We start from the raw sequence: 17,372 nt of genomic DNA, 5'->3' as shown, positions 1-17,372 counted from the left end.
TATCAGAAGGAAACGACCGCACACTACACACGGGAACTGAGCGTTCGGGGGCCGACCGATGACGGACACGGCCCAGGAGACGATCGTCGACGAGGAAGCGTTCGAGGCGACCGTCACTCGAGGCGATCTCGTTCGCATCGCCGACGCCCTCGACCCGGTCGTGGACGAAGCACGACTCCACTTCACGACCTCGGAACTGCACGCGAGTGCGGTCGACCCCGCGAACGTCATGGCGGTCGACAGCGGCCGGTACGAAATCGAGGCGAACCGGCCGGCGACCGTCGGCGTCGATGTCGACGAACTACACGAAGCACTTCACTTCCTCGCCTCGTCGGACGAGCAAGTCACGATTCAGTACGAAGACGGCGACGACGAACTCACCATCTTAGACAACCACTGGGTCGAAACCGTCCCTGTAATCGACGAGGACACGATTCGAGACGACCGGGATCTCAACGACATCCTCGAGCGTATCGACTTCGAAGTGGTCGGGACGGCTGAATCCTGGGAGTTCGCCGGCTCGATCAACAAGGTAGCACTGGCGGCCTCGAGAGGGATACGGTTCCTCCCGGTCGCCGACGCCGTGCTCACCGAGGGCGACCGCAAGGAGTTCAATGAGGACGACGGTGAGTTCGAACGCGTCTGGGGCTACCAGGACGAATTCGATGCTGACCTCGAGCGCCGACCGGCAACCTACGACGGCGCGGTGTCGGTTTACTCACCCGGCTATCTCGAGGATCTGGCTCAGGCACTCCCGACGGAGGGTACGGTCACGTTCCACACGGGCGATAACATCCCGCTCATCGCCGAGTCCAGCGAAGGACCTCGAATCGTGGTCGCCCCACGTCTGAAAGACCCAGTGGAGGACGACCGATGACGGACGGCCTCCACGATCACACGATCAAACTCCGTGAGGAGTACCCCGATCGCCTCTACCCGCTCCTCATCGAGCTGGCCGAGTACAATCGCGAGGAGTGGCTCGAGGGGTCGAAAGGCAACACGATCGGCGCCGACGAGGTCCGAAAAACCGGCCTCACCGGGATGCAGAAAGAACTTGCCGACATGGTCAAAGAGCGCCTCGAGCGCTACGAGGAGTGGGCGTGTGACTGGTGTGGCGTCAACCAGTCCACCTGTACGAAAGGCGTCGACGGTCCGTCGCTGTGTAACGAGTGCGCCTTCGGGGACGGTGATTCCGAATGACTGACTCCCCCGACGCCGGCTCCGAGTACGAATGGTGGTGTCCCAAACACGGCTATGTCGACGCAACCGAGCACCAGCACGGTGGCCGCGCTCGAGCGTTCGTCTGTCCGAGAGCGGGCTGTCGCCGGACGGTCAAAAGCACGACCGTCGACTGGGACGCCTACGCCGATGCTCGAGAGAACGCCGAGAACCCGCCGTGTCCTCGGTGTGAAAGTACGGCCATCACGACCGTCCCCGCAAAGCCGACGTTCCGCTGTTCGGACTGTCAGCACGCGTTCGGCTACGCGGGTGCGTACTACTGACCGCGACAGTACCCACGCTGGCACTCGAGTGCAAGTTCTCGATCGCGGTCCTCGGCGCGTCGGCTCGAGCGCCGATCCACCGGCCACGACTGACATCACGAAACGATGTCCGGAGGCGCAAAATCGCCCACGTTCGACCCCTGGCCGCGCTGTAGGTCCATCATGCACCTTGCGCACCACCACATCGGGCCAGCATGGTCTCCCACCGTTGCCTGTTACCTCCACTTTCGCACCGAGGCGGACTGTTTCTATCCAGTACATCGAACGACCGCGTATGCTCTCGTGCGAGTGGCGTGACTGCGACCGGACCTCCGACTATCGGTTCAACGTCAAAAACCGACGTCGGGTCACCCAGCGCACCGAGTACTTCTGTGAGCGTCACGCCCTCGAGCGGATCGAGGAGGCCAGCCACGATTCGTGGCTCGAGATCATGTCGTCGACGAAGCGGTAGCCAAGACTTGGGCCCGGAAGGCCTTTGGTTTGACCAATCAATTATCTGGAGCGGGTTCATCCCGCGGGCAACGAAGCTTGGACTCGACGCCCAAAACGACCGACAACTCCCTAACCAGGAGTTTTCAAATCAGATACTATGACACCACAAACCTTCGAGTGCCCGTCACCGGACTGTTCGCACTCGACTGGCGGCGCTGCCGAGCTGGCCGAGCACGTCAACACCGAGCATCCTGGCGAGTTCCGACGTAAGGACTGGCCGGCGACCGAGGCCGGCCGGGGGACGCGGGCTCGAGATCGAGCTGAAGACGACGAAGAATAGGCCTGCTATTTCTCGTACCTGCGGGTGAAGCACTTTGTGTCTAATATAGTCAGATCAAGCCATCCCGCCAAGAAGGTACAGGAAATGAATGATGGCATCAATAATCCGAAAAAGGAACTCTACGGGGTTGTCATAGAAAAGATCGGGAAGATACCTTGGGATCATAATTGATTATAGGACGTGTATGTATATAATTTCTAGCACATCTTACCGGGGGCGAATCTGACCATTGGATTAGAACACACACGATTTGCAGATACTCTGTCTGACAAACCTATTTGTATGTCCTATCTGTATACAGTATACGTATATGGAAAACACCATGAGAGCCGCGACGTACGTCCCGAAGGGCGGCGTCGGGAAAACGACGTCAACGGGCCACATCGCCGTTTCGGCGGTGAACCACCACGACCTCGAGGTCGTTGCCCTCGATCTCGCCGGCACCCAGAACGACCTGGCGACACAGTTCGGCATCGCCGACGAGGTCGACGACCCCGACGCCCCGATCTCGGCGGTCTTCGGCGAGAACTGGAGTTTCATCCGAGACAATATCGACGACATCGTCGATCGGATGGTCTTCGAGACCGACGAAGGCGTGGACATCATTCCGGCCGACGAGGGTCTCGGCGGCGCCGACAACAACCTCGCGAACGTCCCCCGGGAGAACCGATACGGCAAACTCGACGCGTTCATCACCGACGAGCTCGCGCCACGCTACGATCTCGTGTTGCTCGACCTCCCCGGAAAGGAGGACAACATCACGATCAACGGGCTGTTCGCCGCCGAGAACGTCGTCGCACCGCTGAAACCCGGCGAGTTCGAACGCAACCAGGCGAAGAATCTCGAGACGGAACTCGAGGCGATCCGCGACGACGCCGATCACGACGCGAGTCCGCAACTTCAGCTCGTGTTCGCGACCATGATCGAGAAGGGGACGAACCTCTCGGGTGAGTTCGAAGCCGAACTAAAGAAGGCCTATCCTGACGTCGCCGGTCCGTCGGTGACGAAGGCCCAGGACATCGGGAACGAACAGGCCAAAGGCCGAACCCTGTTCGCGCTCGAGGACGACGAACTGTACGCGACGGGAAAGCGAGCGCGTGACTCGTATCGCGAACTGACCAACGATCTACTCGACCGACTGGAGGCACGATAACATGAGCGACGACACATCCAAAGCTGAAGCCCTACTCGAGGAAGCGAAACAGCAGAAACGCCACGAAACCGAACCCACGAACGAACCGGCCGACGACTCGCCGTCGCTTGAGGATGCGATCGTCGACGCGTACGCGGCGATCGACGATGGCGACGCTCACAGCAACCTGACGATTCGTGATTCGGATCTGGCAGCACTCGTCGCTGGCCTCGACGAGACGGACGGCCTCGAGGAGATCGTGGCCGACGCCCAAGACGACCTCGATCGGGAGGGAACCGACGCCGACGCGACGAAAGCGATGGCACTCGGACTCCTGGTGCGCGTCGGCCTCTCGGAAGTCGCCCCAGATACTCTCGAGACGACGCTCGAGGCGAAGAAACGCCACGCGGTGAATCAAGCATCCGAAATCTGAATCTGGAAGCGGTATTAGTAAACTGAATATAGATATTGTATACGTATACCGTATACGAATAAAGATTCCCGAAAACGCTCACTTGAGGCCGGCGAGGTTCGTCGGCTAATTCATTCCCGATAACTATACAGTCACTCCGTCCGACCTGTTGGCTATGGCAACAACTCCTGCCGAGGAAGTGTATCGCCGAATGCCGACTCTCAACCTCATCGACGATGGCGACGTCCGCCACATCGTCGGCCAGCTCACCGCCGACGCCCCGGATTACTTCTGGGAGGTGCCAGCCAGTACTTCTGGATTCCACCACCCGGCGTGTCGCGGCGAGCGTGGTCTCTGGGCGCATACGCTGATGCTCTCGACGGTCATCGACCGCCTGGCGGACAGCTACACCGGACAGGGCCGTCTCACCGAGTACGATATCGACCTCGCCCACGCGGCCGCTATCCTCCACGACCAGCGCAAGAACGGCGACCCGCTGAACCCGTCACCGAAATCGACGTCAGACCACGACCTTCAGATGGCCGAGGTTGTTCTCGAATCCGACCTCGATGACGCGGTGGCCGACGCGATCGCCTCCCACATGGGAGCGTGGTACGACGGCCCCTATCCGGAGACGGACCTCGAGGACCTGGTGCACACTGCCGATATGGTCGCGTCGACGGCGTCGATCACGCCGAAGGTCCAGGGCCCGATTCCTGAAGAACTCGAGCACTGTGGGCTCGAGGCGACCGACCTTCGATAGTCCGATCCTGTTTATCCGATCGAGCGGCCAACGCCGGCGATGCACCCACAGGACGACCTCCTCGTGATCGAAGCAGAAAAACTCGTGTGAGGAGCCGGACGGATGCTCAGGTATATAGTCAGAGAGTTATTCGAGGGCGTAGCTATAGTAACCGACTTCTTCACCAGCGGTCGGCGAATCTGATGCCGAACCGTCTAGCACTCGGCATTCGACGAGGCCCTCATTCAACAACGCCCGTATTCGGATTTGAAGGAAGACAAGGCTATCATTCATTACGTATGGGAGCGGCGGCACCTCGTCATGATGCCGCCTCTCGTATTCATCCTCTGTTATTTCGCCAGCCTCGCGGAGATCGAAAAGTCGATCATTATCTGCTTGTTTATCGAAATCTGTACTCAATACCTCGTCGCAGATCTCACGAATTCGGAACGCTTTATCAGGGTGTTGAGAGAGGAAATTGACTATTCTTACGGAGAGGGAATCGGGATCTCGGCCCTTTTTCCAAATATCGGAATCAGTATCCACTGGCATCTATCGAATCCCAAGCTCTCGCTTGATCTTCTCGATGTCTCGCTCGAGATCGTCAATTCCAGTGCGCATTCCCCTCCCTTCGAGCTTCCGCTCGATGTCGTCGACACGGCGTTTCAGTCCTTCTCTCGAATGTCTACCTTGGACCGATCGCTCAAGTTCGTCGAGCCTCTTTTCGATGGCATCCAACCGCCTTTCGGTATCGTTCTGCATTCGGTTGAACACTCGCATTGAAGGGGTTAATATCTGACGCGACCGGAGTGAAAGTGAAAGTAAATGGGTATGGGGAAATGACTGAATGAAATTGATGAACCCCTCCATTTCCTATCCGTGCGCTAACAGGCGTCAGACGTTGATATCTGGGAGATTAGCATCTAGGACTAGGGTCGAAATTTCTATACAGCGATATTCGGTTTACCACGGTTCTACACACCATTGGCCGAATACCTGTGTATCTACGTTGTCCTGCAAGCGACAACCACGTACACAGTAGTTTTATATGAATGTCAGTTGTAGCGAAACGTACGAAAATGAGGGATTTAGAATCGGTAAAACGCTCAGCGAACCGCCTTCTCGGCCGAGAACACAAGCGAACGAAACTCCCGTCGACGACAGAAGGGCGTCGGGAATTGGCTGACGAGATCGGCGAGGACGGCCTCGAGTTGTTACAGGCGATGTACGTCGTACGAATCGAACTCTTGAATGGGGAGACGACGACCGAAGAGGCGTTGGACAATCTCGGTTCCGTCGTCGCGATGCTGCAAGAACGGGCCGATGAGTGAGTCGGTCAACTGGTCGCGAATGTCGCTCGAGGAACTCCAGCACCACTGGAACGCCTACGTCGAGATCGACCTCGAGCGAGCTGGCTACGATCTCGACACCCGGCCGACCTACCAGGACCTTCTCGACGTCGGTGCGGGTGGAATCCAGTACGCCCTTCGCGAACACCACGATATGACGCTCTCGGAGTTCCTTGAGACGGTGGGCTATGTAGAACCCCTTTCTGACGGGTCCTACCCCTGGGGTGTTGCCGATGAAACCACCATCGAAGAACTGGAATCGTACGCCCTCACCATCGAACGGCGCCGAAGCCTCGCCGATACCACGATCGCCTCGAAGAAATCTCGGCTGTCGACGTACGCCCAGATATATCGCGACCTCCACGGCCAGGCCGACCTCGTCGATCGTGTGGCCGACCCGGAGAACGAAGGTGACGAAATCCGTCGGGTGCTCGCCGTGTTCGACGAACTGAACGCCGACCTCGGGACGGACGAATCGAAGATCCGCTACCGGGGCGACGTCAACCAGTTCTACGAGCACCTCGAGCGCCGCGCCAAAGCGTCGTTCAACCCGGCCGAACAGATCCACCGCGAGTACAACTGGACACGTTCTGAGCCCGACAACGCCGCTCTCTCGAGCGACCAGGTGCGACGCCTCTATCAGGCCGTCGAGAACCCGAGCGAGCAACTGCTCGTCCTGGGGCTGTGCGCGTGGGGCCTTCGCCGTTCGGAGGTGGCGGCGTTGCACGTCTCCCAGCTCGTCCTCGAGGGCGACGACCCACGGATTCACTTCGACGAACGAAAGAACGGACCGGGGACGGTCGCCCTGATCTACGGGGCGGCGACGCTCGCCGATCGCGTCGATGACGTCGGCGCCCGCGACCGAAGCTGGAACGGGTATCTGTTCCCGTCGACGGCGGCCTCGAGCGGCCACATCACGGGCGAGACCGTCCAATCACGATTCCAGCGCCTCGCTGAACGAGCTGGCGTTCGCGTACGCGGGGAGACCCCGACCTCGAAAATGGGCCGGCGGTTCTGGTATACGACGTATCTCGATTCCCAGAAACAACTACTTGAGAATCTGGATGTAATCGCGGCCGACCAGGGGAGTTCGGACGCGAGTGTTGTACTGAAAAACTACCTCTCGGAAGAGGAACGACGGAAGTACCGGCGTGAGTTCATGCGAGAGAGACTGGCGGACGCCTTCGAATAGCGCCCCACCGCGTCAACTGTTCTATTCCCCGTCGTCGATCTGGGACCGGAGTTGTTCGACCTCCTTTTCGAGCTGGCCGACACGAGAGAATTGGTTGTAGAATTCAGCGACGATGTCCTCCTCACCGACCTCTTCGAGTAGTTCGAGATCGTCCTCAATCTGTTGAATTCGTTGGCGAGCACGGTAGCGCGCGTTTCGACGATAGCCGTCCGGGTCCTCCGGGTCCTTCTCACCCTGGAAGAACTCGCGTTCACCTTTCGACAGCAATCCAGTCACGGTTGATTCGACTTGAGGCGTAGTCCCCATAAAGTGATGCACTATCCCGGCACACTTAGCTTTGTCCCAGATAGTGACTTAGAATACCGAAAATTAGAGCTATCGTCTCGAATAGCCGGGACAGATATATGGTGTTTGAAATAGAACCTGTTGGTATGGCAGAGAGCCAGAGCGAACGACCCGAACCGCAGCGGACGATCATCGTCGAGCGAGCCCACCTGCTCCACGACCAACTCGAGTACTCGGAAGAGAGCATCGACACGGCCGAAGATTCCGAAGAAGAGGCGTACCACACGCACCGTGTCGGGCTGACCGAGGACTACATCGACGCCCTCGAGGGCGACGGACTGAGCGAGGCGACCGTTCACGAGACAGTCGAGACGGCGCGCGAAGAAATCGACGGCGGACTTCCAGCCTCTCCCGAGGAAGCGCAGGTGTACGCCGAACTCGACGCCGCCCAGCAGATCCTTCGGCGATATTTCGACGAAACGCCGAACGTGCTGGAGGTTGGGGCAGTTGGAAACGTCTCCGGCTACACAAATGGAGAAGTCGAGTTCGAAGGCACGGGCGGCAAGGCGATCATGGAGTTCAACGACGAGATTACTGCGCGAGCCGCTGCCGACTGCATTCTCGACGGAGTGGGCGCCGAAGAAGACGCTGCGCTAGTGGGGCAGCGGTGATTTGAATGCAGATCGAGAGCCCATTCCCTGTCGAAGGAACCGTAACGCCAACCGACTACGGACACTCCACAAACCTCCCGTGCGAGTCTGAATGGCTGACCGAAGCCCCGAATGGAGACTACCTCCAGCAGGCCGTCGATCGGGCGGCTCGAGAGTACGGCGAAGGAACGACGGTACGTGTCCGATGGACCGGGCGTCACGGCGAGTGCAACGGCTTCGAACTACTCGGAACAGAGGGGGAAGAATGACGCAAGCACACCGCTACCCCTGGAACGTACGGTTCGACCTCGGCGGCGTCACCTTCGACGGGCCGGGAATGGAGAGTAAGCGAGAAGCGGAGTCCATCAAGAACATCGTCGAATCCACCGCAGACGCCGACGTCGACGTAGAGGTGTTCAAACAGTGAAACTCGCACACGGAGAGTACGATCTCCCGAGCATCGACTGGTTGTGTAAGGAATGCGGCGAGGTGTACGTCTCGGCGGGCTACCCACCGGAGACACGATGCACGGACGGCCACGCCGCTGGGTGGAAACCACGAGACGACGTCTTCGAGGAGTACATCGCCACCCTCGAATCTCTCGAGCCCGGCGACTGGCTCGCTATCGTCGGCGAAGGACCGGCGCCGCTGAAAGGGCCGGTCGAATCGGTCGGCGATGGCGAACTGACGACGAAGGAACTCAACGCGCCCGCACGATACATCCGCTGGGAATGCGGAGACGACGACACCGACCCGTCAATTGTGTGGGATACGGACGACGAGTACGCGACGTTCACCGATGACGTCCACCACGCCGAGGCGATCGAAGCCGAATCGGTGACCCGGACAGTCAGGGACACCGTGAGGGCGGAAATCGACGACATCCTCGACGAGGCGGCACACGAGGCCGGACTCGATCTGGACGAAGCGGAGGTCTCGACGGTCCGAATGGCCGACGGTGAGCTCGAGATCACGTTCAAACGCGAGGTGCCGGCATGAAGCCTCGTCTCAGAGACCGCCTCACGGTCGAGAAAGACTGCGAGGAGATCGAGGTATTCAACTGGGTGAACGTCAACCGGTGGTCGACCGTCCGGGCGAGCAACCCGGTAGTGTCTCACGAAGAGACGGAAATCGGCGCGGGAGACGCGTCGTTCACGCCCGATGCGATCACGAAGTGGGTGGCCGAAGAACTCCACGACGAATTCTACATCACGCCCGAGGATCACGGCATCGAAGTCATCGACGTCGAATCCGACGAGGTGACGGTGCTATGAGCTTCGAACGCGTTCCTGACGAGCTGCGAAAGAACAACCTCGCCATCCGCTGCATGATCGGCGAGGACGACCCCGATCTCTGTGACGGCTGGCTGACCAGCGTCGAGATCGATCCCTCGGACGTCCGGGTGGACGGCTACGACCGACTCCACTTCGCCGAGCACGTCCCGACGGAGTGCCCGGAGTGCGGCGACCGCGTCCTCGAGTACAACGGCGTGGAGGTGACGTTTCACGCATGAGCCAGACAGCCTGCGAGGAGACGTACGAACACGTCTCGATTCTCGAGTACAACGAGACGGCGGGGGAGTTCGACCGCGAACCCGGCGCCCGGGTCATCGTCTCCGGCGTCCAGCGAAACCAGCACGTCCGGTGTGACGAGCGGAAGGGCTTCCCGAAGATCGCCGACGCGGTGGCGATCATCGAACTCGACCGGCCGCTGACCGACGACGAAGTGACCGAGTGGTGTAACACGGAGGTCGGCAAGCTCGTACTGGCCCACTGGTTCGACAACGTCGACCCGAACCAGGTGATCTCGTCGTGAGCGACTACCCGAACCGGACACGAAAGGAACTGTACGGCTACGCAGTGAGCAAAGGAATCGACGTATCGTCGTCGATGACCAAAGGCTCGCTCGAGTCGGCGATCCGGGCTGAACTGGGCGGGCCGGAGGAAACGGACCTCGAGGACGGCGTCGACTTCGACACCCGCGTCGATCACCTCCTGCTCAAGGTTCGAGAGGCCGACGGCGAGCTCTGCATCCGGTTCGAGAGCAACCCGAACCCGATGTACGCGACGCTCGAGGACGATGGGGCGTTCCAACTGTGGGCGTTCGACTACAGCAAGAAGTGCCAGACGAAGACCGATCACGAGGACTTCCTCCGGGGCTTCGAGACGGCCGAAGCGGCGATTCGGTCGTGTGCGTACGACACCTACCACGTGACGACGACCTCGCCGGAGGAGATCGACACCGACGCGAAACCGACTGCGACCTCTCTGGGTGATTACGCATGAGGGCCGAAACTGCCGACGACCTCGAGGTGTGGAACGTTTTCGATATCCCGCCGATCGGGGAGATGAACAACGTCGCTCCCGACAACGACTACGTTCCGACGCCGGACGGACAGGTTCGGTGTTACTACAACACCGAGTTGATGCGCTCGCTCCACAGTGAGCGCTTTTCGATCACCTTCGACAACGAGCCCGGCGAGCCCTACGCGTTCGTGTTCCAGGCGCCGATCTCGATGTGGCCCGACGGCGAGCCCCACAAACCCTCGCTCGAGACGATGCTCACCGAGGAGACCATCCCGATCGTGGAGGTCGACGTCGACGTCGACGACCCGAACGTTCGCGTGTTCGAACCGGCCGACGAGGTCACCTGGGAGTTCGAAATCTGCCTCGAGACGACGCCCTACGAGGTAGACGATGAGTAGAGAACCCTACTCCGGCCCGGAACAGTGGCACGACCTCGCCCGACTCGTGGTGAACGAGTCTCTCGAGTCGGCTACGCGCACACTCTACTGCGAGGACCACGATCGAACTCTCCAGGTCCGTTACCACTACCTCGAGAACCTGCTCGTTATCGAAGAATCGGCCGACGACCACCTCTTCGGATGGCACACCATCGCCGAGTACGAGGGGGCCGATATCCCATCGCTCGTCCGCGGTGATCTCGACACCTTCACCGACGCGCTGACGACCTACGACCGGGGTACGAAAACCCGAGAGCGGATCAAACCCGACATCGAGTTTGCTGATCTCGAAAGTCATGCGACGCTGGTGAAATGCACCGAATGCGGGTATCGAGAGGTCGTCACCGGGTCTGTGGAGGAGTGGACTGACTGTTGTGACCGCCCGAAACGTCATGGCTCGCCGTTGATCGATCGGAACACAGCCGTCGATATCGCCGCCGCACCGTTCAAGGAACGACTCGCAGAGCTTGAGGAAGAGCCAGTCAGAACGGAAGTACTCCACCTCTACGAGACGCTGTTCCCGCCGTGGGAAGAACAGGAGGTAGGGATCAATGCCGAGTAACGAAACGACCGACACAGACCGCTGTAAGAGTTGTAAAGAGCCGATCGAAGGACAGGGCGTCCTCCTGCATGGACGGTTCCCGATGCACACTGACTGTTACCTTGAGGTGATTCAATGAATCTCGAACCCGAGAACGGCGAATGGTCACTCGCTCGAATTGACGACGTCGATCCGCAGGACTACGTCACGCAACGCGAGAACGGCGCGTTCGATATCGAGGGATCGCCGGTTCTGGTCCTGGGAGATGGCCCGACGCGGTCAGAGAGCGACCGGCTGTGTTCGGTCCACGTCGTTGACGTCGATCCTGGCGCCGAAGACACCTCCCAGGTCGGCCCCCACGAACTGCTCCACTGTGTCTACTGGATGAGGCCGAGCAACGGCGGGGTTCGGCACGACTTTGGGATTGTTGACACCGAGAACATGATCAAAGCCATCGCAATGGAACTCAAGGACGACCCGGAGATGACCGTTCTGTGGATGAACGATCGCGACGAGGAGTTCACCGGCCAGATCCTCTCGGCAATTCGTATGGAGTTCGGCGACGACCGAATCCAGCCCGACGGGGAAACAGTCGATGACGTGCTCGACGACGATCGAGACGACGAAAGTGACGAGTGGCCTTACTACAACCAACTCCCCGACGACATGGGCCGCTGTTCGGTCGCAAACCGGCCACATACGGCGACAGATTTCTACAAAACTGACGGCGGCGAGTTGGAATGCTCGCTCTGTAATGAGGTGATTGATAGATGAGCGGTGTTGAGCAGACCCGACTGGCGGAACTGAAGTTCGCCGAGGAACACATCGAACCGATCCTCGCCGGACGGAAGACCGCCACGATCCGGTACGAAATCGACTCACACGACGCCCTCCGTATCGGTCGGACGTTCCACCTTCTCGACGAGGACGGCGAACGGTTCGCGTCGGCGATCGTCCACGACCGAGGATACACAACCGCAGAGTGGATAGTCGAGAACGGCGTCGAAGGACACGAGCCGTACCACGATTTGGAGTCGTTCTACAAGCAGATGCGAGAGTACTACCCTCGAGCCGAGCTCGGCCCGAAGACGTGCTTCGAGATCATCTACTGGGAATGGGGTGAGTTGTGGGAATGAGCGACAACGACCGCGTCTCCGAGCAGTGCCTGCCAGCGCTGGACGCACTTCGGGAGATCGAGACCGACACCGAAGACCAGGGGGCGGCCATCGAGAAGGCGCTCGAGTTGGTCGAGTGGGTGATCGAGGACGACAAGGGCCGGAACGGACCCGGGCCGACGGACGCGCTCATCGCCCACATCGAGAACACTGACGAGTGTCCCGCCTGTGGAAAACCGATCGAGAAGGGCGGCTGGTGTAGCCTCTCGTGTATGCAAGACCACCTCGGCGAGGGGGAATCGGCATGAGTGAGACCGAATGCGCGGTGTGTGGAGCGGAGGAACGGCCCGAAAAGGGGTGGATCTACAAATCCGGCGACGTCCAGCCCGTCGAGATCGAAGGCGGCGAGCTACGATTCGAAGCGAAAGAAGGCGCCCTGGCGTACTGTTCGACCGAGTGTTCGCGGCAAGCGGAGGACGACGATGACGAGTAACACCGTTCACATCCTGACGGCTGGAGAACAGCCCGGTGAGGAATTCCCGATTGCGGTATTCGACGACCGAGAGACTGCAAAGGAAGTCTACGACGAGTACACCGGATATTCCGAACTCGAGGGTGTGTCCCCCGAGGAACGTCAGGAACCGCTGTCGAATCCGGTCGGAACGTACGAAATTGTCGACGACGTGTGCGGCCTCTCGGCGTTTATGCTGGGCGAGTTCGAGGTCCTCTCGAAGGCGGATCTCGAGCGAGGTGAGGGCGATGACTGACGAGGACGGTCCACTCCTCTCACGAGAGGAGCGCATCGAGGTCTTCTCCGAGGAGTTCGTCGAACACCAGGAGTGGGCCCAGACCGAACGCGAACGGGTTCAAGAGGCTCAGGAGGACATCCTCGAAACGATTCGACAGCGCCCGGACACGCGCATCGCCAAACACGGCTCGAGCCTGTCGAACGCGGGTGACCACCGCCTGACGTTCACCGTCAACGTCGCGGGGAACGCGTGGGCGGGCTACGTCGACCCGATGGTCGGCGAGATCGAGCAGACGGTCGCGACGCTTCGTGGCGAGGCGGAGGAACTCCGGGAACGAACCGACGGGGAGAGCGATATCGCCGAACAACTCGAGCACCGGGCCGATCGGCTCGAGGCGGCCTATCGGGGTGAGAGCGATGGATGAAGAACTGGCTGGAGACCTCCGTCCGGTGGCGCTGGCGATATTCGGTGCGTTGATCGGATTGTCGGGAGTGAGGGTAGCGGCCTCGCCGTTCCCATACACCGTGAGCGACCGAGGAATAGTCCACCTGATGTGGAACGCGTCCCTCTCGATGATATTGCTCCTCGGCGCTGGCATGATGGTGGCGGGTGTGGCCTGGTTGCTCATCCAGGGCGTGAACGACTTCCTCGAAATCCGGGCTGAGTACGAATGACTGCAAAACTGTTCCAACCGGATTCAGACGGCCCCGATGCAAAACTCGAGGTCGAATCGGCTGGCCCCTACACTCGACTGTACCTGTTCGAAAAGACCGCTTCTGGGTGGGAAGCGACCGGACTCGCGGAACTCCACCCGGCGCTCGAGCCCGACTACAGCGGCGGGGTCGAACCCGGAATCGTCCTCGAGTGGGCGTACACTCAGTGCCACGCAGCGGGCGACCGGACGAAGGTGAGCCACCGCGTTCGAGTCTGCGAGCTGGGAGACGGGCTCGAAGTCCGTCACGAACACGCCCGGGAGCAGGTACTCGGCCACGGCGATCGGGACGAACACGACTGGCGAACGCTCGAGTGCTGGTGGGTCCGACCGACTGGTGTGGAAACGCGGGAGGTGGGCGTTTCGTGAGTGTCCGTTCCCTCGTCTGGGTCGGAGTATCGATGGCGATAGAAGTAGCAGTCGCAACGATAGCAGCAGTGGCGGCCGCGCTGGCGACAGTGATGTACCTGTTCCCGGTTGTAGGGAGGTTGAGTACTGGATCAACGGGTTGGAACGTCATCCACTCGGCCCCGTGGTGGGGAACAATTCTTCAATTACTGGCACTGGCTTTCGCAGTTGCAATAGTCGTCCTGGCGGCTGTTACGGGCCAGATTGCAACTCGAGCCGTTCTGGAGGAGGTGGCCGGATGCGAATGAGCCCGGTCGTCCCGCTTGCAATCGGCGTCGTACTCGGTCACGTCGGCCTTCTCGACTGGTTCACCGATGCAATCCCTCAAGAACTACGCCTAGTGCTCGCCGGCCTCGGTCTCGCGCTAATAGTGCTCGAGGCGCTGAAATGGCGCAGTGCGCCATTTCGAGAGGTGGCCGATGTCGAGTAACGAAACTGCCACTCGAGCACTCGAGGAGATGGCTTACGAACACGTCGAGACGCAGTTCTCGACGGAGCCGAGATCGGTGTCCATCCCGTGCCAGCTCCGGTTCACCGAACCCGTCGAGCAGAATACCGACGCGTTTCACGATGCACTCGAGCAAGCGGGCTACACGGCGTTGGATCACGAACCAGCGCGCCACCACGACGGGAAGCGCCCCCACTACGAGGGAGAGATTTACAGGAGCGAGTCGTTCACGCGCCTGAAAGTACTCGTCTTCCGGGGCTCGCTGGTTCGACTCTTCCCGAAAGACGGAGAGGAACCGACGGTGGACGAACTCGAGACGGTGATCGACGCTCTCGAAACGGGCTTTGGGTCGCCACTTGAGCACGATCCGATAGACGGTGGTGGGGCCGATGCGTGAGGAAATCGACCCGTTCGCCTACGAGGTTGGCACTGGTGACCGGATCACCTTCATGGACGGGTACACCGAACGCGAGGGGACGGTACTCGAGACCGTCGACGACCAACTCGGCTACGGCATCGTCGTCGGACTGGATAGCGGCCGGGAGAAAACGATCGGTCCAGAGCACTTCGAGGGGCGCGTATGATCGGGCGCTTCCTGATACATCTCGTCGGCGGTATCGTCGCCGTGATTGTCCTCCTCGGCCCGCCGACCGGAGCTGCCCTGGCCGGAGCCTACCTCTTCGTCCCACCGATCGACGCGGCAGTGGGTGGGAGTACGGCTGCAATAGCGGCGTTGATCGTTCTCGCCCAGCTCGTCTATATCGTACTGACTGGCATCTGGGTGAACTCGAGCGCCTGCAAAACCCTCAACTGGAGGATTGCCGAAACATTCACACCGAACGGCACGAAAACGGAGGGCACGACCGATGAATAGCAACGAGAAACGGACGATGCTCTACCTCGGCGGCGTGGTAGCTGTCCTATCGATATCGCTGCCGGTCTTCCTCGCCCGAGAGCGGGGCGTCTCGGGCGCCGATCTGGCGGCGGCCGGAAGCGAGGCCGTGATGCTCTGGGTAACGTCACCGCTGACGCTTGCGTTTGTTCTCGTCTTCGCGATACTCTATGCGGCTTATCACCGCCTTCAACAGGCCCGTCTTCGCCGGCTGATTCTCGAGAACGACTCCGAGTAACTGCTTCTACGTACTGAAATCGAGGGCGCGACGCCGTGAGCGACCGCTGCATGAATATGACGGGAAAATAGTCTTTGCTCAAACTGGCGGAGTCGGAAATGGTCTGAAACCCCCCAGGGAGACAGACCAACGGCAGGCATTGAAGCGGACGAGTCGCACCATCATAACCCGGCCACCCTAAGCCGGTGGCCGTCTTCCCTACCGATCCACGTACCTGAACCCTCGAGTCACCGGCTTACACGGAACCTCCTCCTCGCAGGGCTCGAGTGGCTCGAACCAGAGGCGACCGTGCTCGACGTCGATCACGGCGCCGCGAGCGTGGACGCACTGGCCGTCGGTGAACAACACCTCCGCGCCGGGGCCGGTCTGTTGGGGCGTCCCGTTGACGGTCCAGAAACACACCTCGTCGTCGGGAACCTCGCCTGCGAGCTTGTGGTGGACGGTCTCTCGATGGGCGTAGATGAGGATGTCTTTCATCGATCCTCGAACCTCGGCTGGATGGCTCGCCGATGGACGGCGTAGGCGATACCGACCGCGATCGCGTAGGCGACCAGGACGCCCCCGAACGCGACTATCACGTCGATGAACTCGTTACCGGTGTCGGGCCTGAGTCCCGTTCCCGGCCACGAGAAGACGTCGACGGCGAGCACGGGATTGAACTCGAAGAACGACAGCACTGGCGAGTAGGCCACCTCGTACCACTCAACCCCGCCGACGAACGCACCATACCCCAGAAGCCCGGTGAGAACGGCAGTCCGGGACAGGAACTCCACGAGCGGCGCGTACGCGACCGCGAGACCAGCGGACCGTACTCGTTCGGGAAGGTCTTCGGCGTAGAGATAGCTACTCACACCGGCCACACCAGCCAGCGAAAGCGCCAACAGGTATGGGTTGGCGACGAACTCGGCGAAGGCCCCGGCCGAAAAGAGAAGGTAGTCGACGACGCTACTCGAATCGCTGAACACGTACAGTAAGATGGTCACGTGCACGACCGACACGATGGCGACGACGGACAGGTGGATCGCTGCGAACTGTTTGACTCCCGTTGCTACTCGGTTTGGAATGTGATTTCGTACCATAGTTGTGACTCTCTGTCAAGTATCCTAGTTCTTTCGGGGCTATTCTACTCGCTCGAGCACTGCTTCGGCCGTACTCTCCCCGACGCCATGCACCGACTCGAGCCGGTCCCGATCGGCGCCGCGCAGCTCGGCCAGCGAGTCGAACTCCTCGGCGATCGCCTTCGAGGTCTTCGGGCCGACGTTGTTCACGTCCTCGACGAACGCGCGGATTTGGTCGTTTCTGCTATCGAGGTGGAACTCGAGACGGCGCTCGAGTTCGTCGGCGTCGATCTCGCCGCGTGCGTACGCCTCTCTGGCCTCTTCAACAGGGGTTTGCGGGCTCGAAAGGCGGTTCCGGACGGTCGCTACGGCGACGAAGCCGAGGACGAGGGCGAAAAACGCCATATCGAGGATCGTGGGTTCGGCGGGCAT

At 60.4% G+C, this 17,372-nt stretch carries 41 protein-coding genes; 35 read left to right on the top strand and 6 right to left on the bottom strand.

What is annotated here, in order from left to right:
- Window positions 1-58: 58 nt before the first annotated feature.
- The 8 genes from ACFQO4_RS21010 to ACFQO4_RS20975 all read left to right on the top strand — a co-directional run bounded on the left by ACFQO4_RS21010 (window position 59) and on the right by ACFQO4_RS20975 (window position 4,581).
- Window positions 59-877, top strand: coding sequence for a hypothetical protein (locus tag ACFQO4_RS21010; RefSeq protein ID WP_500262691.1), 819 nt, complete (start codon window positions 59-61; stop codon window positions 875-877).
- Window positions 874-1,200: a hypothetical protein gene (locus ACFQO4_RS21005; protein ID WP_500262690.1), complete on the top strand. Its 327-nt coding sequence runs from the start codon at window positions 874-876 to the stop codon at window positions 1,198-1,200. Before ACFQO4_RS21010 ends, ACFQO4_RS21005 begins: the two co-directional genes overlap by 4 nt.
- Complete coding sequence (locus ACFQO4_RS21000; protein WP_500262689.1) at window positions 1,197-1,502, top strand: hypothetical protein; 306 nt, start codon at window positions 1,197-1,199, stop codon at window positions 1,500-1,502. Before ACFQO4_RS21005 ends, ACFQO4_RS21000 begins: the two co-directional genes overlap by 4 nt.
- Before the next feature lie 274 nt (window positions 1,503-1,776).
- The gene (locus ACFQO4_RS20995; protein WP_500262688.1) at window positions 1,777-1,953 is read left to right on the top strand and encodes a hypothetical protein; all 177 of its coding nucleotides are present in this window, start codon (window positions 1,777-1,779) and stop codon (window positions 1,951-1,953) included.
- A gap of 138 nt (window positions 1,954-2,091) precedes the next feature.
- Window positions 2,092-2,274 carry a hypothetical protein gene (locus ACFQO4_RS20990; RefSeq protein ID WP_500262687.1) on the top strand — a complete coding sequence of 61 codons (183 nt, stop codon included), beginning with the start codon at window positions 2,092-2,094 and terminating at the stop codon, window positions 2,272-2,274.
- A gap of 310 nt (window positions 2,275-2,584) precedes the next feature.
- Window positions 2,585-3,427, top strand: a complete 843-nt coding sequence (locus ACFQO4_RS20985; RefSeq protein WP_500262686.1) for a ParA family protein — start codon at window positions 2,585-2,587, stop codon at window positions 3,425-3,427.
- Between the two features lies 1 nt (window position 3,428).
- Complete coding sequence (locus ACFQO4_RS20980; protein ID WP_500262685.1) at window positions 3,429-3,839, top strand: DUF8115 family protein; 411 nt, start codon at window positions 3,429-3,431, stop codon at window positions 3,837-3,839.
- A gap of 154 nt (window positions 3,840-3,993) precedes the next feature.
- Window positions 3,994-4,581, top strand: coding sequence for an HDIG domain-containing metalloprotein (locus tag ACFQO4_RS20975; protein WP_500262684.1), 588 nt, complete (start codon window positions 3,994-3,996; stop codon window positions 4,579-4,581).
- Between the two features lie 126 nt (window positions 4,582-4,707).
- On the opposite strand, the gene ACFQO4_RS20970 is transcribed toward ACFQO4_RS20975, so the two are convergent.
- Both ACFQO4_RS20970 and ACFQO4_RS20965 read right to left on the bottom strand, forming a co-directional pair.
- Entirely contained in the window at window positions 4,708-5,106 is a 399-nt protein-coding gene (locus tag ACFQO4_RS20970; RefSeq protein WP_500262683.1) for an SHOCT domain-containing protein, read from the bottom strand.
- Window positions 5,107-5,112: 6 nt separating this feature from the next.
- On the bottom strand, window positions 5,113-5,322 hold the full coding sequence (locus ACFQO4_RS20965; protein ID WP_500262682.1) for a hypothetical protein: 210 nt from the start codon (window positions 5,320-5,322) through the stop codon (window positions 5,113-5,115).
- A 416-nt stretch (window positions 5,323-5,738) separates the two neighbouring features.
- Here ACFQO4_RS20965 and ACFQO4_RS20960 point away from each other — a divergent pair, with 416 nt between their 5' ends.
- Window positions 5,739-5,891, top strand: coding sequence for a hypothetical protein (locus ACFQO4_RS20960; protein ID WP_500262681.1), 153 nt, complete (start codon window positions 5,739-5,741; stop codon window positions 5,889-5,891).
- Window positions 5,884-7,101 carry a tyrosine-type recombinase/integrase gene (locus ACFQO4_RS20955; RefSeq protein WP_500262680.1) on the top strand — a complete coding sequence of 406 codons (1,218 nt, stop codon included), beginning with the start codon at window positions 5,884-5,886 and terminating at the stop codon, window positions 7,099-7,101. Before ACFQO4_RS20960 ends, ACFQO4_RS20955 begins: the two co-directional genes overlap by 8 nt.
- A gap of 21 nt (window positions 7,102-7,122) precedes the next feature.
- Here the strand turns inward: ACFQO4_RS20955 and ACFQO4_RS20950 are convergent, their stop codons facing one another.
- Window positions 7,123-7,407: a hypothetical protein gene (locus tag ACFQO4_RS20950; protein ID WP_500262679.1), complete on the bottom strand. Its 285-nt coding sequence runs from the start codon at window positions 7,405-7,407 to the stop codon at window positions 7,123-7,125.
- 125 nt (window positions 7,408-7,532) lie between these two features.
- On the opposite strand from ACFQO4_RS20950, the gene ACFQO4_RS20945 reads away from it, so the two are divergent.
- Genes ACFQO4_RS20945 through ACFQO4_RS20825 form a run of 25 tightly spaced genes read left to right on the top strand, consistent with a single transcriptional unit; the run spans window position 7,533 to window position 15,882 of the window.
- The gene (locus tag ACFQO4_RS20945) at window positions 7,533-8,057 is read left to right on the top strand and encodes a hypothetical protein (RefSeq protein WP_500262678.1); all 525 of its coding nucleotides are present in this window, start codon (window positions 7,533-7,535) and stop codon (window positions 8,055-8,057) included.
- A gap of 5 nt (window positions 8,058-8,062) precedes the next feature.
- Window positions 8,063-8,305: a hypothetical protein gene (locus ACFQO4_RS20940; RefSeq protein WP_500262677.1), complete on the top strand. Its 243-nt coding sequence runs from the start codon at window positions 8,063-8,065 to the stop codon at window positions 8,303-8,305.
- On the top strand, window positions 8,302-8,463 hold the full coding sequence (locus tag ACFQO4_RS20935; protein ID WP_500262676.1) for a hypothetical protein: 162 nt from the start codon (window positions 8,302-8,304) through the stop codon (window positions 8,461-8,463). The genes ACFQO4_RS20940 and ACFQO4_RS20935 overlap by 4 nt, the downstream gene beginning before the upstream one ends.
- The gene (locus ACFQO4_RS20930) at window positions 8,460-9,035 is read left to right on the top strand and encodes a hypothetical protein (protein WP_500262675.1); all 576 of its coding nucleotides are present in this window, start codon (window positions 8,460-8,462) and stop codon (window positions 9,033-9,035) included. Before ACFQO4_RS20935 ends, ACFQO4_RS20930 begins: the two co-directional genes overlap by 4 nt.
- A complete protein-coding gene (locus tag ACFQO4_RS20925; protein WP_500262674.1) occupies window positions 9,032-9,310 on the top strand; it encodes a hypothetical protein in 279 nt (92 codons plus the stop codon). The genes ACFQO4_RS20930 and ACFQO4_RS20925 overlap by 4 nt, the downstream gene beginning before the upstream one ends.
- Entirely contained in the window at window positions 9,307-9,549 is a 243-nt protein-coding gene (locus tag ACFQO4_RS20920) for a hypothetical protein (protein ID WP_500262673.1), read from the top strand. Before ACFQO4_RS20925 ends, ACFQO4_RS20920 begins: the two co-directional genes overlap by 4 nt.
- Complete coding sequence (locus ACFQO4_RS20915; protein WP_500262672.1) at window positions 9,546-9,851, top strand: hypothetical protein; 306 nt, start codon at window positions 9,546-9,548, stop codon at window positions 9,849-9,851. Before ACFQO4_RS20920 ends, ACFQO4_RS20915 begins: the two co-directional genes overlap by 4 nt.
- Window positions 9,848-10,321 carry a hypothetical protein gene (locus ACFQO4_RS20910; protein WP_500262671.1) on the top strand — a complete coding sequence of 158 codons (474 nt, stop codon included), beginning with the start codon at window positions 9,848-9,850 and terminating at the stop codon, window positions 10,319-10,321. Before ACFQO4_RS20915 ends, ACFQO4_RS20910 begins: the two co-directional genes overlap by 4 nt.
- A complete protein-coding gene (locus tag ACFQO4_RS20905) occupies window positions 10,318-10,740 on the top strand; it encodes a hypothetical protein (RefSeq protein WP_500262670.1) in 423 nt (140 codons plus the stop codon). Before ACFQO4_RS20910 ends, ACFQO4_RS20905 begins: the two co-directional genes overlap by 4 nt.
- Window positions 10,733-11,341, top strand: coding sequence for a hypothetical protein (locus ACFQO4_RS20900; RefSeq protein WP_500262669.1), 609 nt, complete (start codon window positions 10,733-10,735; stop codon window positions 11,339-11,341). The genes ACFQO4_RS20905 and ACFQO4_RS20900 overlap by 8 nt, the downstream gene beginning before the upstream one ends.
- Window positions 11,331-11,459 (top strand): LIM domain-containing protein, encoded by a 129-nt coding sequence (locus ACFQO4_RS20895; RefSeq protein WP_500262668.1) that lies wholly within the window; start codon window positions 11,331-11,333, stop codon window positions 11,457-11,459. The genes ACFQO4_RS20900 and ACFQO4_RS20895 overlap by 11 nt, the downstream gene beginning before the upstream one ends.
- Window positions 11,456-12,094 carry a hypothetical protein gene (locus ACFQO4_RS20890; RefSeq protein WP_500262667.1) on the top strand — a complete coding sequence of 213 codons (639 nt, stop codon included), beginning with the start codon at window positions 11,456-11,458 and terminating at the stop codon, window positions 12,092-12,094. Before ACFQO4_RS20895 ends, ACFQO4_RS20890 begins: the two co-directional genes overlap by 4 nt.
- A complete protein-coding gene (locus ACFQO4_RS20885) occupies window positions 12,091-12,456 on the top strand; it encodes a hypothetical protein (protein WP_500262666.1) in 366 nt (121 codons plus the stop codon). Before ACFQO4_RS20890 ends, ACFQO4_RS20885 begins: the two co-directional genes overlap by 4 nt.
- A complete protein-coding gene (locus ACFQO4_RS20880) occupies window positions 12,453-12,743 on the top strand; it encodes an Rcat domain-containing protein (protein WP_500262665.1) in 291 nt (96 codons plus the stop codon). The genes ACFQO4_RS20885 and ACFQO4_RS20880 overlap by 4 nt, the downstream gene beginning before the upstream one ends.
- Window positions 12,740-12,928, top strand: coding sequence for a hypothetical protein (locus ACFQO4_RS20875; RefSeq protein WP_500262664.1), 189 nt, complete (start codon window positions 12,740-12,742; stop codon window positions 12,926-12,928). Before ACFQO4_RS20880 ends, ACFQO4_RS20875 begins: the two co-directional genes overlap by 4 nt.
- Window positions 12,918-13,202 carry a hypothetical protein gene (locus ACFQO4_RS20870; protein ID WP_500262663.1) on the top strand — a complete coding sequence of 95 codons (285 nt, stop codon included), beginning with the start codon at window positions 12,918-12,920 and terminating at the stop codon, window positions 13,200-13,202. The genes ACFQO4_RS20875 and ACFQO4_RS20870 overlap by 11 nt, the downstream gene beginning before the upstream one ends.
- On the top strand, window positions 13,195-13,608 hold the full coding sequence (locus ACFQO4_RS20865; protein WP_500262662.1) for a hypothetical protein: 414 nt from the start codon (window positions 13,195-13,197) through the stop codon (window positions 13,606-13,608). Before ACFQO4_RS20870 ends, ACFQO4_RS20865 begins: the two co-directional genes overlap by 8 nt.
- Window positions 13,601-13,858: a hypothetical protein gene (locus ACFQO4_RS20860; RefSeq protein WP_500262661.1), complete on the top strand. Its 258-nt coding sequence runs from the start codon at window positions 13,601-13,603 to the stop codon at window positions 13,856-13,858. Before ACFQO4_RS20865 ends, ACFQO4_RS20860 begins: the two co-directional genes overlap by 8 nt.
- Complete coding sequence (locus ACFQO4_RS20855; RefSeq protein WP_500262660.1) at window positions 13,855-14,265, top strand: hypothetical protein; 411 nt, start codon at window positions 13,855-13,857, stop codon at window positions 14,263-14,265. Before ACFQO4_RS20860 ends, ACFQO4_RS20855 begins: the two co-directional genes overlap by 4 nt.
- Before the next feature lie 32 nt (window positions 14,266-14,297).
- A complete protein-coding gene (locus ACFQO4_RS20850; protein WP_500262659.1) occupies window positions 14,298-14,552 on the top strand; it encodes a hypothetical protein in 255 nt (84 codons plus the stop codon).
- On the top strand, window positions 14,549-14,734 hold the full coding sequence (locus ACFQO4_RS20845) for a hypothetical protein (RefSeq protein ID WP_500262658.1): 186 nt from the start codon (window positions 14,549-14,551) through the stop codon (window positions 14,732-14,734). Before ACFQO4_RS20850 ends, ACFQO4_RS20845 begins: the two co-directional genes overlap by 4 nt.
- Window positions 14,724-15,149 (top strand): hypothetical protein, encoded by a 426-nt coding sequence (locus tag ACFQO4_RS20840; RefSeq protein ID WP_500262657.1) that lies wholly within the window; start codon window positions 14,724-14,726, stop codon window positions 15,147-15,149. Before ACFQO4_RS20845 ends, ACFQO4_RS20840 begins: the two co-directional genes overlap by 11 nt.
- Complete coding sequence (locus ACFQO4_RS20835; RefSeq protein ID WP_500262656.1) at window positions 15,142-15,336, top strand: hypothetical protein; 195 nt, start codon at window positions 15,142-15,144, stop codon at window positions 15,334-15,336. The genes ACFQO4_RS20840 and ACFQO4_RS20835 overlap by 8 nt, the downstream gene beginning before the upstream one ends.
- Window positions 15,333-15,626: a hypothetical protein gene (locus ACFQO4_RS20830; protein ID WP_500262655.1), complete on the top strand. Its 294-nt coding sequence runs from the start codon at window positions 15,333-15,335 to the stop codon at window positions 15,624-15,626. Before ACFQO4_RS20835 ends, ACFQO4_RS20830 begins: the two co-directional genes overlap by 4 nt.
- Window positions 15,619-15,882, top strand: a complete 264-nt coding sequence (locus tag ACFQO4_RS20825) for a hypothetical protein (RefSeq protein WP_500262654.1) — start codon at window positions 15,619-15,621, stop codon at window positions 15,880-15,882. Before ACFQO4_RS20830 ends, ACFQO4_RS20825 begins: the two co-directional genes overlap by 8 nt.
- Window positions 15,883-16,080: 198 nt before the next feature.
- Here the strand turns inward: ACFQO4_RS20825 and ACFQO4_RS20820 are convergent, their stop codons facing one another.
- From ACFQO4_RS20820 to ACFQO4_RS20810, 3 genes are read right to left on the bottom strand one after another with little or no spacing between them, the layout of a single operon-like run.
- Window positions 16,081-16,359, bottom strand: a complete 279-nt coding sequence (locus tag ACFQO4_RS20820) for a hypothetical protein (protein ID WP_500262653.1) — start codon at window positions 16,357-16,359, stop codon at window positions 16,081-16,083.
- Entirely contained in the window at window positions 16,356-16,961 is a 606-nt protein-coding gene (locus ACFQO4_RS20815) for a hypothetical protein (RefSeq protein ID WP_500262652.1), read from the bottom strand. Before ACFQO4_RS20815 ends, ACFQO4_RS20820 begins: the two co-directional genes overlap by 4 nt.
- A gap of 39 nt (window positions 16,962-17,000) precedes the next feature.
- The gene (locus ACFQO4_RS20810) at window positions 17,001-17,372 is read right to left on the bottom strand and encodes a helix-hairpin-helix domain-containing protein (RefSeq protein ID WP_500262651.1); all 372 of its coding nucleotides are present in this window, start codon (window positions 17,370-17,372) and stop codon (window positions 17,001-17,003) included.

The sequence above is a fragment of the Saliphagus sp. GCM10025334 genome, from assembly GCF_042663485.1.
In the GTDB taxonomy this organism is placed as follows: domain Archaea; phylum Halobacteriota; class Halobacteria; order Halobacteriales; family Natrialbaceae; genus Natronosalvus.
The sequence above is the reverse complement of the archived record's forward strand: the minus strand, read 5'-3'. Positions and strand labels throughout refer to the sequence as shown.